Source organism: Shewanella sp. SG41-4 (assembly GCF_014164505.1).
Taxonomy (GTDB): domain Bacteria; phylum Pseudomonadota; class Gammaproteobacteria; order Enterobacterales; family Shewanellaceae; genus Shewanella.
Map to the genome: position 1 here is coordinate 1 of NZ_JACJFI010000065.1, position 17,520 is coordinate 17,520.

Sequence of the window (17,520 nt, forward strand, 5' to 3'; positions counted from 1 at the left end):
TACCCAAGAGATCAACTGGCCGAAAAACTAATAGTCTAATAAACAGGCTATTGCAGCCAGTTATAAGATTTTGTACGGTAATTGGATTTGCTGCACAACATTATTAAGATAACATTACTATAATGTTAACCGATGATAGGTTAATTATTGTAAATTCCATTTACGGTCAGAATTAATATCAAATCACGGCAATAGATGTCTTTAGGTGAAGAATGAGAGTAGGCACTGCAAAATGAAAGAGTCAAATACAACGATAACTCAAATTTCGTTGATGAAGCAAAAGCTCCATGCAGCGAAACTTGCTCTCGAAGAGATTAATATCGATCGCAATGATAAATTGAAAACATTGATTCAATTTATCACTCACCTCAGTCTTGCCTGCAAAGGACAAAATTTAGAGCTCGACAACAAATTGGCAAAATTGCGTCATCATATGCACAATTTTGAACAAATTGATGAAGCATTGCCTGAACTCGTCGATATTGAAAGATTATTAAAATCTCAATATAGCCATACCATGACTCGTTTAGAAGACAGTCGTAATGGACTCATTCGAGTCATCCGCCAGATCCAACGAGTTGATTCCGCGCCAGATAAACTAAAAAAAGAAATCACTTATTTTAAACAAGAATTAAGCAAACCGTTTCATACTGTATGGGAATACATTCCTAAAGTTGAAAAGCTGATTTTCTTCTACGAAGAAATGTTAAAACACGAATTTGCTGATGCCGATAATTACGAAATTTTGCCGCACCATATTCAGCTAGCTAAAGAGCTTGCCGCTAAAATTGCCGAAATTGAATTTAGAAAAGATCAACGTGACCAAATTCTAGTCATAAAAGAAGTGTTGCTTGGTGATATCAGCTTAAATAACTTACTGGATTCTTACCAATCGATATTGAGTTTACTGCTAGAGAATATCGCTCGCGAAAAATCCGCATCACAAGACTTTTTATTTGCCCTCAATGATGCTTTGATTATCGTTCGCGATGTGGTTAATAACACATACAATAACAACCAGCGCAGTGAACAGCTTAAAGGGCAATTAAATAAAGAGATAAATTTACGGGTGAATACCGCAGACGAGTTGGTGATTGATGCTGATAGTCTTAACCAATTAAAAACCCAACTAACAATACAGTTATCTTCACTTCGTGATGTACTTTCTCGTAAAGAAGCACTAGAGCAACGTGAACAAGCCATCTTACGTAAGTCGATAGAGTCAATGCGTAAAGAGCTCAGTTCGATGAGTCAAGAAGCCAACAACTACAAAGAAAAACTATTCGAACATCAAAAGCTCAACTTACTCGACCCGCTCACCCAATTGGCAAATCGTACTGCATTAGAAGATCGCATGGAGCAAGAGTATCGCAACCATGTCCGCTTTAAAACGCCATTATGGATAGCGATTACCGATATAGACCACTTCAAAATTATTAATGATAACTTTGGTCACAGCACCGGAGACAAGACACTACAAGTCATCGCCATGGCATTAAAAAATTCACTGCGTGACAGTGAATTTGTTGCTCGTTATGGGGGAGAAGAGTTTGTCTTGCTATTACCTGATATTACCGATGAGCATATATCGCAATTATTGAATCGAGTAAAAGAAAAAATTAAAAATATTCCGTTTAAGTTTAAAAATCAGAGAATTACAGTTACATTATCTATAGGTGCTGCACAAGTGATGGAAAACGAAACGCTTGAAGAAGCTTTCGAAAGAGCCGATGCTGCATTATACCAAGCAAAAAACAACGGCAGAGACCGAGTCGTTATTGATATATAGCCCATCCCAAGACGATTTTCTTTGGACTCGGCATCAAATACTCGAGTCCAAAGGAGTTGCTTATGATAGTAAAAATTAGTCCCCGTGGTAGTTTAGATCAGCTTTCTCAATTAGAAGTCGAGCGCTTAAAACAAGGTGCAAAAAGCGACCTTTACCAATTATATCGAAATTGCTCACTCGCAGTGTTAGCTTCAGGCCTTATTAGCGACAGTTCTGAAGACCTTTTTAGTCGCTATGAATCTTTTAGCCTTAATATTTTACAGCGCGAAAGAGGCATACAAATTGAACTCATCAATCCTCCTCTGCAAGCCTTTGTCGACGGTGAAATCATTGCCGGTATTCAAGAACATTTGTTCGCAGTACTTCGCGATATTATATACATCAGCAACAAGTACGAAAATTTAAAGCATATTGATTTAAGTAATGCGAGTCACATTACTAATGTGGTGTTTGATATTTTGCGTAATGCTCAAGCTATTTCGCCGATGAAAGATCCTAACGTGGTGGTTTGCTGGGGCGGACACAGCATCAACGCGGTTGAATACCAATATACCCGTGATGTCGGTTATCAACTGGGGCTACGTAGATTAGATATTTGCACCGGTTGCGGCCCTGGCGCTATGGAAGGCCCAATGAAAGGCGCGGCGATTGCCCACGCAAAGCAACGCGTTCACAACGCCCGCTATATCGGTTTAACCGAACCCAGCATTATTGCTGCTGAACCACCCAACCAAATTGTTAATGAATTAGTGATTTTACCCGACATAGAAAAGCGTCTAGAAGCCTTTGTCCGTTTAGGCCATGGTATTGTTATTTTCCCTGGCGGCGCGGGTACCGCTGAAGAATTACTCTACTTTCTTGGTATCTTATTAAATAAAGACAATTGCCATGCATCCTTTCCACTGGTGTTAACTGGCCCAGCAGAAAGCGCTGAATACTTTACCGTTATCGATGAGTTTATCGGGGCGACATTAGGCGAAGAAGCACAGAGTAAGTATCAAATCATTATTGATGATCCAGCCAAAGTGGCGCAAATAATGAAACAAGGCATGGAGCAAGTAAAAATCTACCGCAAAGACAAATGTGATGCTTACCAGTATCAATGGTCACTCAAAATTGAACCAGAATTTCAATTACCCTTTGCGCCGACCCATGAAGTTATGGCAAATTTGAATCTCTATTTTCAAGATAATAAAGCAGAGCTTGCGGCTAACTTACGTAAAGCGTTTTCAGGTATTGTCGCCGGTAACGTAAAAGGCGACACCATTAAGTTGATTCAAGAGTTTGGTCCCTTTAAGATTGAGGGTGATGCTAAGCTTATGCTAATGATGGATAAGCTATTAAACGCTTTTGTTAAACAACAACGCATGAAACTGCCAGGAAGCGCTTACGTGCCCTGCTACGAAATAATAAAAACAAATGAATAAATTACTCATTATTGACGGACTCAACCTCGTACGCCGCATTCATGCAGTGTTACCTGATGAAAACGATATTGCCAGTGTTCAAGAGCGTGTTTTAGCTGCATCTAAAAAAATGTTGCTGCAACATCAGCCAACCCATTGCATGGTCGTTTGGGATGGCAATGAGCCATCCTGGCGCAAAACACTGTACAGCGATTACAAAAAAGGTCGTAAACCCATGCCAACGGCATTAAGTGATGGTCTGGTAAATATCAAAGTCACACTGGCAGAACACGATATCAACTCCTTTGACGCTCAATCTGAAGCCGATGATGTTATCGCCACCATTGCGATGAAAATGATCAGCAATAAGGGAGAAGTGATTATCGTGTCAACCGACAAAGGCTTTAGCCAGTTACCGACTAAAAACCTCACCTTGTGGGATCATTTTAATCAACAGGTTTTTGATGTTCAGCAATATGAAAAGAAACTGGGAATAGAGCAATACCAAATGCTCGACTTTATTGCACTAGCAGGTGACAGCGGCAATAAAATACCCGGAATTATGGGGATAGGCCCAAAATCTGCAGCTGATTTACTCAATAAATTTAGAACGCTGGCTAATTTATATCGATCTTTAGATAACCTTGGCGCCAAGCAAGCACTTAAATTAGCCGAAGGAAAAGAGATGGCCAGAATTAGTTATAAATTAGCCCAGTTACAATGCGATATTCCACTGAATATTAATTTGAAACAATTTAGGATCAATCCAATAACAAACTAATGTCATAATAAGCTAACTGCCACTCTTGATAAAGGATGGGCTATAGCGTTAAAACGAATGTATTTAGAGTCTGCTATTTCACTATTGCCACCAATGTTGCCAAGGGTTTTACGTCATAATAGTAGGTTTATGGTAAGCCGATACAATGCAGATAGCGGAACTAAATGCTAGATGATAACCGTTTATTATCCAGAGTTGAGCTTACATACAGTCAACGACATTAATACCATAATGGATTATCCAGATTATGAACTCAAAAGTAACTTATATCATCGGTGGAATTTTCACGGCCTATTTACTGTTTGTTGCCGTGGTGATTTTTGTTTATGAACCACAGCCAGAAGACAGAGCGTGGGATGATCGCCAGGCGTTCAACTTACAAAAAATGAGTGAAGTCAGTTTTGGTCAAAGCCTTGATGAGATCAGAACGTTATTAGGCAGTGCAGATTTTGTCGAAGCCAAAACCGGCATAGATGGACAATATCAAGTGATGTATTACCGTACCCACCATATAAAATCAGACGGTGAAACGACTAAAGAAGAGTGCACGCCATTGTTATTTAGAGATAATCTACTGATTGCATGGGGACAAGACACAGAAGATCAATATTTTGCAGTGCCCGTAACTAATCTACCTCCCCAATAATTCATTTTTATCTGTGGTATTAATAACAAAAAACGCCCTATGAGTATCAGCATAGGGCGTTAAAAGTTAATTCAGATAAACATGGATATCCGTTTTAATCTACCTTTTTATACTCCCGATAAGCTTCACCTTGACGAAGCCAATCAGGGGCTTGCGCACCTTTTAAGTAATGATCGAAGTACTGTTTCATCTTAATAGAATAATCAAGCTTATTGGGGTACTTTTTCAAATGATGCGGCTCATCTTCATATTGTAAAAACACCACATCCTTGCCTGCACGACGCATTGCCAGATATAACTCAACGCCCTGCTCCCAAGGCACTGCATCATCTTTATCACCAAACATGATCATCATTGGCGTTTGAATACGATCAACATAAAAAATCGGCGAGTTCTCAATGTACCTTTGTGGAGCCTTGAACAGACTCTCGCCCATTCGACTTTGGCCCGTTTCATATTGAAATTGTCTTGCTAGCCCTGAACCATGGCGAATACCACTGTAAGCACTGGTCATATTAGACACCGGAGCACCAGTAACTACCGCTTTAAAGATATTAGTTTGGGTTACCGCATAAGCACTTTGATAGCCGCCCCAAGAATGCCCTTGAATACCAACAGCATCAGGATCGGCAATCCCCAACGCTATCAATTTTTGTACGCCAGCGGTCAGTGCTTTAACTGATGATATCCCCGGATAACCAATCTCGAAACGAATATCAGGCAAGAAAATCGCATAGCCATTGTCTGCATACCAAGCAAAGTTAGGCCGATGATTAAGTTTCATATCAGGAAACGCATGCAACCTATCACTCATAAAACGGTAGAAATACACTAAGGTTGGATACTGTTTACCGGCTTGGTAATTTGTTGGCTTAATGAGTACCCCATCCATGTTAACGCCGTCACCATCTCGCCAATGGACTAGCTCCGCATTTCCCCATTTAAACGGTTTACGCTGCTTATCAAGTTGGGTCACCTGTTGAGCGTTCTGTGGTGAGGTATTAGCTGCTATATATAAATCAGGATACAAATCATAGCGCTGTTTCGAAAACACCACTGTCGAGGCTTTATTAGCTCTGGCCAGCAACGTTAATTTACTGTTGCTTTCGGTTAACCGCTTAACACCAGCAACACCCATTTGGGCACTGAAAAAACCGTCTGCTTTCGATAGATGACTATAGCCTTGCAATAGCACAGTTTCAGCATCACTCACTACCGCAGGTAACAATTCATCCTTCACTAAGCCAACTAGTCTGAATTGAGTCTTCTGCTTTCTACCTTCGCCATTGGTTAACATAAAACCTTGGTTCGATGCGGTATTAAACTGCCATACATCATATTTATCATAAACGGTTATCGCACTATCATCGGCTAACCAAGGACCAAAACCGTAACCGGGCGCAGCACTAGGATAATCATGATCTTCATCAGCAAACGGTGTCGTAATATTTTCGGTCAAATTGACCCGACGTTGAGATGCAATATCTAACAGAAACACGTTGCCTTGTAGATAATAAGCTAGAAACTTAGCATTCGGTGACAGAGTAGGCATTGCATCACTGGGTTGCTGAGTTAGCACCGGGATTTTATTACCGTTGTTTACATCAACCAAATACACATCACGATAAAAGCCTGCCCAGGTGATCATTTTTTGATATGGCACATCAGAACTAGCCAATAAAAAACGAGCTTGTTCACCATAAGTAACATCTGGCACCACTTGGTCGGCTAATTGGACTAACTTATTTAAATCTAAGTGTAAAACAGCTAAATAAGTGCGTTTTAATTCTTGCTCATATTCTTTGACTTCTTGAGGCTTAATTTTGGCATCATCGCCATGCCAAATGCGTAACTGTTTTTTCGCTGTGATAATGTCTGGGTTAAAGACATCTTTGGCATTTTGATAATCAGCTAATTCAGCTTGCTGTGTGACTTTTGGGACTCGACCAACATACAAACGTTGGCCGTCTTTTGAAAACTGTAAGCTTGAGTATTGGTTATATGTCCAGCCTTCAGACTGAGCAAATTGCTGTTGTTTATTTTGCTCTACATCAATAAGCAACATATTGTACTCACGGCCATAGCGGGTCGAATCAGCCAAGCCTTTCGTCACGGCAACATATTGACCATCATCACTGATCGCTAATGCTTCAATTTGTTCATCACTACTATCATAAAGCTGACGCTGTTTTAGGTCATCCAATGCGACTAACATTACTTGATGCAGTTGATTTTTACCTTGATTGACGACAGCAACAAAATGATTACCTGCTTTATCAAGAGTGAATTTGGTCACATCAGATAGCTGCGTGTGTTGATTGGTAGCCAGATTAATTAACCGAACATCAGAACCTTTATCAGCTTCCTCAATTTCAGCATCAGTATCATCTTCAGACTGAGCAGTATTTTCGGCTACCGTTGATTCAGAGATAATAGATTCAGAGGCAGTGGATTCAGACGCTTTAGATTCCGATTTAGCATCCGTAGGCTCAGGCTTACTAACCTTAAATTTCACCACTAAAAATTGACCATTGTCGCTAAACAAGGCGGAATCAACATTTTCAAATTTCTGCTGTTTGCCATTTTGAGTATTCAGTAATACCACATCATGGGGTAAATCATCTTTCTTCTCGGTTTCTCGCTCAAATAAGCTCGCTTCAATTGTCGCCAACACAAACTTGCCATCAGCACTGACATTAACGTCAGTGCCATTGGCAATTTCATACTGCTTACTGTTGTCACTAAAACGGATTAATGCACGACTATCACCTCGATCAGGAGTAGCCTGTACTGCAATCACTTTGCCATTATCAGAAATAATCGGCTGTTGTAAGGTTTCAAAATGCATAATGTCATCAATGGACAGTGCACGTTGCGGGGCCGCATGGGCACTAAATGACAGGCAGACTGCCAATGGAATTAAATTGAATAATTTCACAGTTTTCCTCTAATGGTAACGTTACTTGATTATCGTTATAGATCACCGTAATAGATCATCATTCTTGATTATCTACATTTTGACTAGCGCAACAATAAGCTAACCAGCAAAAGGCACTACATGCGACCAAAGTCGTCTTTATAAAATATGCTTACCGAATAAGCTAATGCTGCCAATAAAATATTGAACAACGGATGAGTCTTCAGCATTAAGATGCTTTACAACTTAACGATTTACATAAAGGTCCATAGTAAAACAATCAGATTAGGATTGACTTAAAAATAACGAAATTTATGTGATAACACTCACTATTTTCTGTAAATAAACATTAAAAGTCGTTAAAATACGCCGCAGTAAAACGACGCTTTTTATCGTCACCTAGCCGTGTCATGTATGCGGTCTATCAATTGCAGTAACCACAACCGTGGAAGGACTATTCATGTCAAAACGTACAATAACCGTGATCCCAGGTGATGGGATTGGCCCAAGCATTATCGATTCAGCATTAAAAATCCTCGATAAAGCAGGATGTAACTTTGAATATGAATTTGCTGATGCAGGGTTAACGGCGTTAGAAAAGCACGGTGAATTAGTACCACAACGTACTTTAGACCTTATCGAGAAAAATCGTATTACGCTTAAAGGACCATTAACCACACCTGTCGGTGGAGGTTTTACCTCTATTAATGTGAGCTTACGTAAAAAGTTCAGTCTTTATGCTAACGTGCGCCCGGTGATTTCATTTAAAGGAACCCAAGCGCGTTATGAAAACATTGATATTATTACCGTCCGTGAAAACACTGAAGGTATGTACTCAGGCTTGGGTCAAAAAATCTCTGACGATGGTCAAACAGCCGAAGCGACCAGCATCATTACTCGTCAAGGTGCAGAGCAAATCACCACGTTCGCATACGAACTTGCACGTAAAGAAAATCGTAAAAAAGTGACTATCGTTCATAAAGCTAACATCATGAAATCAACTTCAGGTTTGTTCTTGAAAGTGGCACGTGAAGTGAGCCTGCGTTACCCAGACATCACTACCGAAGAAATGATTGTTGATGCCACTTGTATGAAACTGGTTATGAATCCTGAAAACTTTGATGTTATCGTGACCACTAACCTATTTGGCGACATTTTGTCTGACTTGTGTGCTGGTCTTGTAGGCGGTTTAGGCATGGCTCCTGGCGCAAACATTGGTCGCGACGCTGCTATATTTGAAGCAGTACACGGCAGTGCACCAGATATCGCAGGCAAAAACTTAGCTAACCCAACCTCGGTAATTTTAGCGTCGATTCAAATGTTAGAATACCTAGGCATGTCTGATAAAGCAGAGATGATCCGTAGCGCAGTAGCCGCTGTTATTGAAGAAGGCGACCGTACTACCCGCGATTTAGGCGGCACTCACGGCACTACCGACTTCACTCAAGCAGTACTCGATCGTTTAGGATAATTGTTAATTGTTAATGGTTACGTTAATGACTTAGTTATCTGTCATTAACTAAAAAGCCCCTTATGCAGCGTTGCAGAAGGGGCTTTTTGTTAGCAGTGCAATAGTTTTTTTATGCGTAGCTCACACCCTTTTCAGGGAATATCCATAAATGCACGGTCACTTCATCGCGGTCATGATAAAGGTGCTTACACTGCATTTTAAAATCAATTTCATTTTCAGTTAAAATGGCACCAATGGTTTCTAAAATCACGCTAACTTCTTTATAGCGGCTTTTCATTGGTAACTTAAGATTAAAAATAGCTTCTTTAAACCAACCATTAATCGCCCATGCTTCCATCAATTCAGCAACTCGGGCTGGCTTTTCAACCATATCACACACTAACCAATACACATTTTTTCGTGGTGGCTCAAAACGAAAACCATCCGCACGGTAATGCTTCACTTGGCCGGTTTCCATCAATTTAGGATCCATTGGACCATTATCAACGGCTGCAACCATCATCCCACGACGAACTAATTGGTAAGTCCAACCACCAGGACAAGCGCCTAAATCAACAGCATTTAATCCACTACGGCAACGTGTTTCTTGTTCTTCTTTCGTTAAAAAGGCCCCAAATGCTTCATCGAGCTTAAGACTTGAACGACTAGGTGCGTCTGCAGCCATTCTTAACCGAGGAATACCCATAAAGTGAGGCGAGCTATTGTGGTTTAACGAATACCCTGTATACGCTTTACCTGGCCCGATAAAACACACATGAATGATAGGACGTCGGTCACTTTCTGCGTTGAGCAATGCGCCACTCTTTTTTAAACTTTGGCGTAACGGCACAGTCAATTTACGACAAAATGCAGATAATTCTTTTGCTTCATTGGTGTCAGGCGTTTCAACGCGTAGCTCACCACACTTTGAGAGCGCTGCTAATGAAGCCACAATAGGCCCTACCCGATCTTGTTCAGGCAGATCACTCAACAACTCACCAGCGGCAAACATCTGACGCGCAAAAACTAATGAACTAAGCGCCAATTCCTTAACTAACGTATCGGCACCATTGTCGTCAAAACATTGATAAATCACATAGGCATCATTGATGTTGGTTTTAACAAAACCACCCACATTTAATTCTGTTGCCCGATGTTGAATTTCTGCCGCACAATCTTTTTCATAGCCTGAGCGACAAAATAGGAATAGGTTTTTCATTTGGAGCCTTAGCGTAAGGATATTCGCATAATAGCGAGACAATAATTTCGCTATTATACCCAAAAATGCTCAAGGTGGGAGAATTTAGCCAAGCCATTATTCTGCTGATTTAGCATGCCAAATCGCCGCAGCAAATAACAACCACCCCACTAAGAAGCATAACCCGCCCATAGGCGTAATTGGGCCAATCCATTTAGCCCCCGTAAAGGCATAAAGGTATAACGAACCAGAAAACAATACTATCCCGGCAATAAAGCTATAAGCAGCCCAATTAATTAACTTAGAGGGGATCCAATGGGCAGAAAAAGCCAACGCAATCAATCCGAAGGTATGATAAAACTGATAATCGACCCCGAGTTTAAAAATACTCACTAATTCCGGTGGTGCGATAGTTTTAAGCCCATGAGCAGCAAAAGCACCCAGTGCAACAGCCATAAAACCACTTAGTGTGGCAAATAATAATAGACCTTTATTCATTTTACATAACCTCATACAACATAAACCGACAATGCATCATACTATTGAATTAAGCTGATTTTCGTGACTTAAGCCATTACCGTTAGTATTCATGTAGTGTTAATATTGATGCTGGGCTTGATCAAGCTATCAGCAAAGTAGACACCGCATATGTGTAAAACATAGCGTTACAGCATTAGCCTACTCGGGTAATAAACTGACTAACATTCTCAATGGCATGATTAAGATTGCCCTCAAGGGTATAACCAGAAGATTTTCGCGGTTGTAAACTATGGTCACCATCACCAATCCAACATACTTCAGCATGTTCACCCAAAGCCCAGTTAGGTACTTGTTGAAGGCCGCCAAATTTATCTCGCTCACCTTGAACAATCAGCATCGGAATTGAATTGTGCTGAATAGGTGCAAGTCGTGGATCTCCGCCTTTGAGGGGAATAAAAGGGTAGCCCAAACACACAATTGCACTAATTTTACTGGTAACATCGTTAGTAAGAGACGATTGTAATTGATGATCTGAGCTGGTTAATATCGCCGACATGCGGCCGCCCATAGACTTGCCCATTAATATTATCCGCTGACAATTGATAAGCCCAAGTGCCATTTTTTGCTGAATATCTAGCAGCACCTGTTCATAGTGCGCCAGTAATTTAGGCGCTCGGTCAGGCGGACGGCGCTTACCATCTTGCATATTGGCTTGCATATACAAAAAATTAAATCGATATACTTGATAGCCTCGAGCAATTAACTTATCGGTCATTGAAGTCATATATTGATGATGCATATTCGCACCAGCACCATGAGCAAACACAATCAAGGTGTCACTTTTAGGACCTTGTAAAAGATAATCTTCAGCTAACACAGGCATATTATCCGGTAAGCAACTCACTACGCGACTCCTCGGCAAACATATCGACCATCCACTCCCTAAAAGCTGAAATTTTACCTATCTCTGAATGATTTTGCTGACACACTAAATAATATGCATCTTTGCTCACCAGCACTTCAGAAAACGGACACACTAAACGCCCTGCTTTGATATCAGGACGAGCAAGTACACTGTAACCCAAGGCAACACCTTGACCATGTGCAGCAGCTTGTAACACTAATGATGAGTGACTGAATATCGGCCCTTGATTGACATTAATATCAGTGACACCACATTGCCTAAACCATGCCTGCCAATCTTGACGATTTGAGTCATGCAATAAGGTATGAAACTTCAAATCACTCGGAAGAGTTAATGGTTTAGGGCCATTAAGTAATAGTGGCGAACATACCGGAATGAGCACTTCATTTCGCAGTTTATCGGCGCGTAGTCCTGGCCAATTACCTTGACCGTAATAAATCGCCACATCGACATCATCCGTTAACGAACTGGCATCGCTGTCTACTGCTTTAATACGCACATCAATATCAGGATTTTTTTCGCTAAACTTAGCTAAACGAGGCACTAACCATTGAATAGCGAAACTCGGAGACATGCTTACTGTTAACGACCCAACCGCGCTTCGGGCAAGCAGACGATTAGTTGCCTCGCCGAGCTCAATAAAAATGTCTTTAATGTCTAGAAAATAGCTTTGACCTTCTTCTGTTAACAATAATGATCTATTTTTACGCCTAAACAGTTTTAGCCCTAAAAAATCTTCTAGTGCTTTAATTTGATGACTCACCGCAGCCTGAGTGACAAACAACTCTTCTGCGGCGCGGGTAAAGCTCAAATGTCGTGCTGCAGCTTCAAATGCTTTAACTGCATTCAAAGGAGGTAATCGTCTAGACATAGTGATCAATCTCTTATTTTTTAATTAGTTTTTCTAATGATTATCGTTATTTTTTGTCGTTTGTAAAGAACACTGTGTTTGGTTAAATTAGCATCATTGAAAATACAGTTGGACAATCTCTACGAAGTTACTGGGATAGTCCGGCAAATGTGAGTTATTAGCCTGGAGGCTCATCCCCTATGTTCAACCTAAACACTATTTTTGCAGTCGCACTATTATCCGTAATGGGATTATCTACAGCTCAAGCGACTGAACTAGAACCTATCGATATGGTCGATTTACATGCCGACTTATCGCAAAGCATTGAAGCGATGCAAATTGATATCAATAATGATGTTAACAGCATTTTAGTTGCTGACAATGATGAACAACAAAAAACTTCAGAAGCGGTACAAGCTAATTAGAGTCAGTTCAGCTTAAGCACGTTACTGAGACAATAAAAAACCGCATTAAATGCGGTTTTTTATTGTCTGTGATTCATCGCACTCAAAGCGTATTACTGTTCCAGCTCACCGCTGTCACCAACACTCAACACTAAAGTGGATAAATAACACAACATAGATCTAAGCCTCGACACAGTAAAAACGGTGTCGTTTCGGCTGTTTATTAAGGACGATAAACTTTTACGTTAGTGTAACCCTGCTCTACAAGATATAACGCTTGCAGCTTACTCATTACGCCACGATCGCAATACAATAAATACGTTTTAGACTTGTCTAAATCCGCAAATTGAGTAGCTAACTTAAAGAATGGAATCGCTTTAACCATCACGTTATCAATCGATAATGGGCTACGCTCTTCTTCTTCTGGAGCGCGAACATCAATGATTATTTCACCTGAAGCCACATCGTTAACCGTTTCAGTCTCGGTCACTTGCTGGTTCATTTCAGCTTCAATATCGCGAATATCCATTACCACTGCGGATGCCACTACACGGTCGATTAAATCTTCAGAGAATTTCAGCTCTTCCGCTTCAACCTTAGATAATATCGCTTTAACTGTAGGTTTTTGCGAAATAACACCACAATACTCAGGAATAGACTTAGCAAAATCTTCAGTACCAATAATACGGCTCTGATTAATAATATCTTGTTTGTCCATTGCAATAAGCGGACGTAAGATCAATAAATCGGTACTACGATCGATAACATTTAAGTTAGTCAGTGTCTGGCTAGATACTTGACCTAAGCTTTCACCTGTCACTAACGCTTGAATACCATATTTGTCAGCAATACGTGTTGCTGCACGCATCATTACACGCTTAAGTACCACACCCATTTGACCGTTATCAATACGCTCTAAGATCTCTTCAACTACAGGTTCAAATGGCACAGACACAAAGCGTACTTTGTGTGACTCACCGTACTTTTTCCATAGGTGATACGCGACTTGTTTAACGCCAATTTCGTGCTGAGCGCCGCCTAAATTAAAGAAACAGTAATGGGTACGTGCGCCTTTCTTAATAAACTGAAAACTCGATACGCCAGAATCGAAACCACCTGAAATAAGCGACAACACATCTTCTTGTGTCGCCATAGGAAAACCACCCAAACCTTGAATACGGCGTTCAACCATGTAAAGCTTATCTTGATTGATTTCTAGATTAACGGTCACGTCAGGGTCTTTAAGTTTTACCCCTAGAGCCTCAGTGTGCTGATTTAATCCGCCACCAACATAACGTTCAACATCAATTGAATTAAAGTCATGATTACCAGAACGCTTTACGCGAACACAAAATGTTTTACCGGCAATTTCATCACGGTACTTTGGTAAAGCTTGCTGATAGATATGATCAATTGAATCAAAACTGTACTCACTCACTTGTACCACGTGAGCAATACCTGGAATACAAGCTAGTCGATCTGCAAAAACATCACATAATTCCGGCTTATCTTTCGGGACCTGGACTATTATACGATCATATAAACGTTGTACTTTTGCGCCCTCATCCACATTTTTAAGCACATTACGTATATTAGTTTCAAGCATTTTGGTAAAGCGCATTCTTACCGACTTGCTCTTCATCATGATTTCAGGGTACAGCTTTACAATAAACTTCATGGGGCGTCCACAGGTATAACCATCACTATAGCACTACACTCGGTGTTACTAGGTTTTGCTAGATAAAGAGATAGTAATACGTTGATAATAAATAAAAAAACAGCAAAGCTCTGTCTACTCGGTTAGCTTATGCCATCAAGCGCAGAGTAAAGCGTATGCAATAATTCGCGGATTATACCAAAGGATGTCTATTAACCAAACATATTCACTTTGTTTATCTGCTATTGGTCATAAGTCATGACATCATTAACGATACTCGATTCCAATATCGTTATGGCTAAAAAGCCACTTTTATTGCGAATAGCCAAACCGCAGGAACAAAAAAACGCAACCTCATTAATCTAAAGAGGTTGCGTTTTTTGTTTCACATTTTGATTGTTTATCACCACTTCAATCATGGCAAACCGATGCTGTTGTGGGAGGACACCATCACATCAGGTTATTTAGTCACAATTATTTCATTCGACTCTTTAGGTTTACCTTGCTCGATAGAGATTTCTACACGACGGTTTCGAGCCTGATTCTCATTGGAGTCATTGGCAACTAATGGCCGATTAGACGCCTCTCCAACCACTTTCATCATTGATTCATCAAAACCAGAGACTTTTCTTAATTCATGCGCCACGGCCACGGCTCGTTGAGTCGATAACTCCCAATTTGAACTGTAAAGCTCGTTATTGATATCTGCACCATCAGTGTGCCCCGACACTGTAATAATCCCAGGGACATCTTTTAGTAACTCACCAATCGACCGTATAATCGGTTTGAACTTAGGTTGTAAAAAGCCAGAGCCAGAAGCAAAAGATCCTTTCTCACGAATACGGATAATAATTTGCTGCCCTAAAGATTCAATTTCAATTGCCCCATCGACAATTTCTTCATTGAGCTTCTCAGCCATTTTTTTAACTTGATCGTTTATGTTTTCTTGCGAAGAAGCAGCGTCTTTTTTAACGGCTTCAGCTTCTTGTTGCGCTGTTGCAGCTGCATTGCCACCACGTTGCTCACCACTTTGCTTTTGAGTCCCACCGGCACTGTCCTCTTCGCCAGCCTGATATTCTATCGTCGGTTGAGTCATTTCATTAGTTTGTTGATTAATGATCTCAATTGGCGTTGGATCGGGTCGACCAGGGCGAAACTCAAGCGCAATAACAGAGGTTCCTTTAGGAATATCTTTCACTTCAACTTTGTTTTGCACCCCAAAGGCATACTTCATTGAGCCGGCGATTTGTTTAAACTTCATCACGTCCATTTCAGAAAACGCTAATAACAACACGAAGAAGCACATAAGCAACGACATTAAGTCTGCAAATGTGGCAAGCCACATAGGGGCACCAGCGGGTGGACAATCACACTTGGCCTTAGCCATGAGTTACTCTCCGTCCGTAGTATCAATTTTTCGCACACTTTCAGCCAAATAGTTCTTCAAAAAGCCTTCAATAACCCTTGGGTTTTGCCCATCTTGAATCGCTAAAACTGCATCCATAATTAAATTACGGTTAAGTAGTTCTTCATTCATTCGTAATGATAATTTATCCGCCATCGGGATGGCGATCATGTTGGCAATCACCGCGCCATATAGCGTTGTTAACAATGCCACAGCCATTGAAGGACCAATGGATTTTGGATCGTCCATGTTTGATAGCATCGCCACCAAACCAACCAAAGTACCAATCATACCCATTGCAGGTGCCACATCGCCCATGGCTTTAAAAATACCCACCCCTGTTTTATGACGTTCTTCAGTTAATGCGATGTCTTTTTCTAATGCGTTACGCACTACCTCACCGTCATGGCCATCAACTAACATATCAACGGCTTTTTGCATAAACGTGTTGGTAATAACAGCTTCTTCTAATGCTAAAAAACCGCCTTTACGGGCAGCATCTGCCATGGTGACAGCTTGTTCTATTAAATCTTCAGGTTTATCTAACTTAAACATGAAGGCTTTCATACCAATCTTTATTGAACCTAAAAATTGCTTTAGGTTAAATTTCATCATCACCACAAATAAAGAGCCTGCGACTACAATCAAAATTGACGGTACATCGATAAATAATCCGATACCACCACTGGTGGCCATTGCACCAATAATAAATGCAAAAGCACCGATAATACCTATTAGGGTAGCTAAATCCACAACCTCTCCTCAATCGCAGTCATTGCGCTGCTTATTTGTGCTACTTCCATCGTGCTGTTAGCGCACGTTATACGACTCGCATAATCGGACAGCATTTTGTGTTGATAACAATGCCCATCGTTATGTATTACTGCAAAATTTTCAATACTATTTTACGCTAGCAAACTTAAATCATGACTTGTTATCGGACAAACTTGGCTCAAGTTTAGCTTGTTTTTGTACATTCTAAACAAAATTCAATAACAAAGCGTGCTGTTGAGCAAATAACCAGCGACTGTATTTGACCGATACGCTGGGCTGATATACCTTGTCACACGCTGAATGAAAGGAATATTACTTGTGGCTAAAAAACCTGAAAATCTCAGTTTTGAACAATCATTAACTGAACTTGAAACCATTGTTGCTCATTTAGAGCAAGGTGAAGTATCGCTGGATGATGCACTTAAACAGTTTGAACGTGGCATTAAGTTAGTACGTCAAAGCCAAGCTAAACTTGAGCAAGCACAGCAAAAAGTCTCTATCTTATTAAATGAAGATGATGCCGAATTAGCATCGTTCACTGTAGAAAGTGATTTATCGTCAACATAGTGTGTATTAAATAATAGGTCTTGATACGTGTTAGCTGAAGCAATAACAACATACCAACATCGCGTTAATGGTATTCTTAACCAACATTTAACGCTGCTTGATGACGCGGCACCAGATTTAAAAGCAGCGATGCTGCATGGTGCGTTATTGGGTGGAAAACGCATAAGGCCATTTTTGGTCTACAGTGTAGGTGATATGTTGGGTGTCAATATAAATGCACTTGATAAAGCCGCTGCTGCCATTGAATGTATTCATGCTTATTCGTTAATAC

General features: G+C 40.5%; 16 protein-coding genes. 8 read left to right on the forward strand and 8 right to left on the reverse strand.

Annotated elements, in window-relative coordinates:
- The first annotated feature begins 232 nt into the window (after positions 1–232).
- From H5202_RS08445 to H5202_RS08460, 4 genes are all read left to right on the forward strand, one after another.
- On the forward strand, positions 233–1,789 hold the full coding sequence (locus H5202_RS08445) for a sensor domain-containing diguanylate cyclase (RefSeq protein ID WP_182771690.1): 1,557 nt from the start codon (positions 233–235) through the stop codon (positions 1,787–1,789).
- Between the two features lie 62 nt (positions 1,790–1,851).
- A complete protein-coding gene (gene ppnN / locus H5202_RS08450; RefSeq protein WP_182771691.1) occupies positions 1,852–3,216 on the forward strand; it encodes a nucleotide 5'-monophosphate nucleosidase PpnN in 1,365 nt (454 codons plus the stop codon).
- On the forward strand, positions 3,209–3,976 hold the full coding sequence (xni, locus tag H5202_RS08455; RefSeq protein WP_182771692.1) for a flap endonuclease Xni: 768 nt from the start codon (positions 3,209–3,211) through the stop codon (positions 3,974–3,976). Before ppnN ends, xni begins: the two co-directional genes overlap by 8 nt.
- A 247-nt stretch (positions 3,977–4,223) precedes the next feature.
- Entirely contained in the window at positions 4,224–4,622 is a 399-nt protein-coding gene (locus H5202_RS08460) for a DUF3192 domain-containing protein (protein ID WP_182771693.1), read from the forward strand.
- Positions 4,623–4,716: 94 nt separating this feature from the next.
- On the opposite strand, the gene H5202_RS08465 is transcribed toward H5202_RS08460, so the two are convergent.
- Positions 4,717–7,560, reverse strand: coding sequence for a prolyl oligopeptidase family serine peptidase (locus tag H5202_RS08465; protein ID WP_182771694.1), 2,844 nt, complete (start codon positions 7,558–7,560; stop codon positions 4,717–4,719).
- A gap of 439 nt (positions 7,561–7,999) precedes the next feature.
- Here H5202_RS08465 and H5202_RS08470 point away from each other — a divergent pair, with 439 nt between their 5' ends.
- The gene (locus tag H5202_RS08470) at positions 8,000–9,010 is read left to right on the forward strand and encodes an isocitrate dehydrogenase (protein WP_182771695.1); all 1,011 of its coding nucleotides are present in this window, start codon (positions 8,000–8,002) and stop codon (positions 9,008–9,010) included.
- Between the two features lie 109 nt (positions 9,011–9,119).
- Here H5202_RS08470 and rlmM read toward each other — a convergent pair whose 3' ends face one another.
- From rlmM to H5202_RS08490, 4 genes are all read right to left on the reverse strand, one after another.
- The gene (rlmM, locus tag H5202_RS08475; RefSeq protein ID WP_182771696.1) at positions 9,120–10,208 is read right to left on the reverse strand and encodes a 23S rRNA (cytidine(2498)-2'-O)-methyltransferase RlmM; all 1,089 of its coding nucleotides are present in this window, start codon (positions 10,206–10,208) and stop codon (positions 9,120–9,122) included.
- Positions 10,209–10,304: 96 nt separating this feature from the next.
- Positions 10,305–10,685, reverse strand: a complete 381-nt coding sequence (locus tag H5202_RS08480) for a DUF423 domain-containing protein (RefSeq protein ID WP_182771697.1) — start codon at positions 10,683–10,685, stop codon at positions 10,305–10,307.
- A gap of 175 nt (positions 10,686–10,860) precedes the next feature.
- On the reverse strand, positions 10,861–11,571 hold the full coding sequence (locus H5202_RS08485) for an alpha/beta family hydrolase (RefSeq protein ID WP_336244785.1): 711 nt from the start codon (positions 11,569–11,571) through the stop codon (positions 10,861–10,863).
- Positions 11,552–12,463, reverse strand: coding sequence for a transcriptional regulator GcvA (locus H5202_RS08490; RefSeq protein ID WP_124017957.1), 912 nt, complete (start codon positions 12,461–12,463; stop codon positions 11,552–11,554). The genes H5202_RS08485 and H5202_RS08490 overlap by 20 nt, the downstream gene beginning before the upstream one ends.
- A gap of 179 nt (positions 12,464–12,642) precedes the next feature.
- On the opposite strand from H5202_RS08490, the gene H5202_RS08495 reads away from it, so the two are divergent.
- The gene (locus tag H5202_RS08495; protein WP_182771698.1) at positions 12,643–12,867 is read left to right on the forward strand and encodes a hypothetical protein; all 225 of its coding nucleotides are present in this window, start codon (positions 12,643–12,645) and stop codon (positions 12,865–12,867) included.
- Positions 12,868–13,069: 202 nt separating this feature from the next.
- Here the strand turns inward: H5202_RS08495 and thiI are convergent, their stop codons facing one another.
- The 3 genes from thiI to pomA form a co-directional block, all read right to left on the reverse strand.
- On the reverse strand, positions 13,070–14,524 hold the full coding sequence (thiI, locus tag H5202_RS08500) for a tRNA uracil 4-sulfurtransferase ThiI (protein ID WP_182771699.1): 1,455 nt from the start codon (positions 14,522–14,524) through the stop codon (positions 13,070–13,072).
- A gap of 439 nt (positions 14,525–14,963) precedes the next feature.
- Positions 14,964–15,890 carry a flagellar motor protein MotB gene (locus tag H5202_RS08505; RefSeq protein WP_182771700.1) on the reverse strand — a complete coding sequence of 309 codons (927 nt, stop codon included), beginning with the start codon at positions 15,888–15,890 and terminating at the stop codon, positions 14,964–14,966.
- 3 nt (positions 15,891–15,893) lie between these two features.
- The gene (pomA, locus tag H5202_RS08510; protein WP_182771701.1) at positions 15,894–16,661 is read right to left on the reverse strand and encodes a flagellar motor protein PomA; all 768 of its coding nucleotides are present in this window, start codon (positions 16,659–16,661) and stop codon (positions 15,894–15,896) included.
- A 339-nt stretch (positions 16,662–17,000) separates the two neighbouring features.
- Between pomA and xseB the strand changes: the two genes are divergently transcribed.
- Positions 17,001–17,249: an exodeoxyribonuclease VII small subunit gene (gene xseB, locus H5202_RS08515; RefSeq protein ID WP_182771702.1), complete on the forward strand. Its 249-nt coding sequence runs from the start codon at positions 17,001–17,003 to the stop codon at positions 17,247–17,249.
- A gap of 27 nt (positions 17,250–17,276) precedes the next feature.
- Positions 17,277–17,520 (forward strand): polyprenyl synthetase family protein (locus H5202_RS08520; RefSeq protein ID WP_182771703.1); only part of this gene is annotated, 244 nt, incomplete at its 3' end.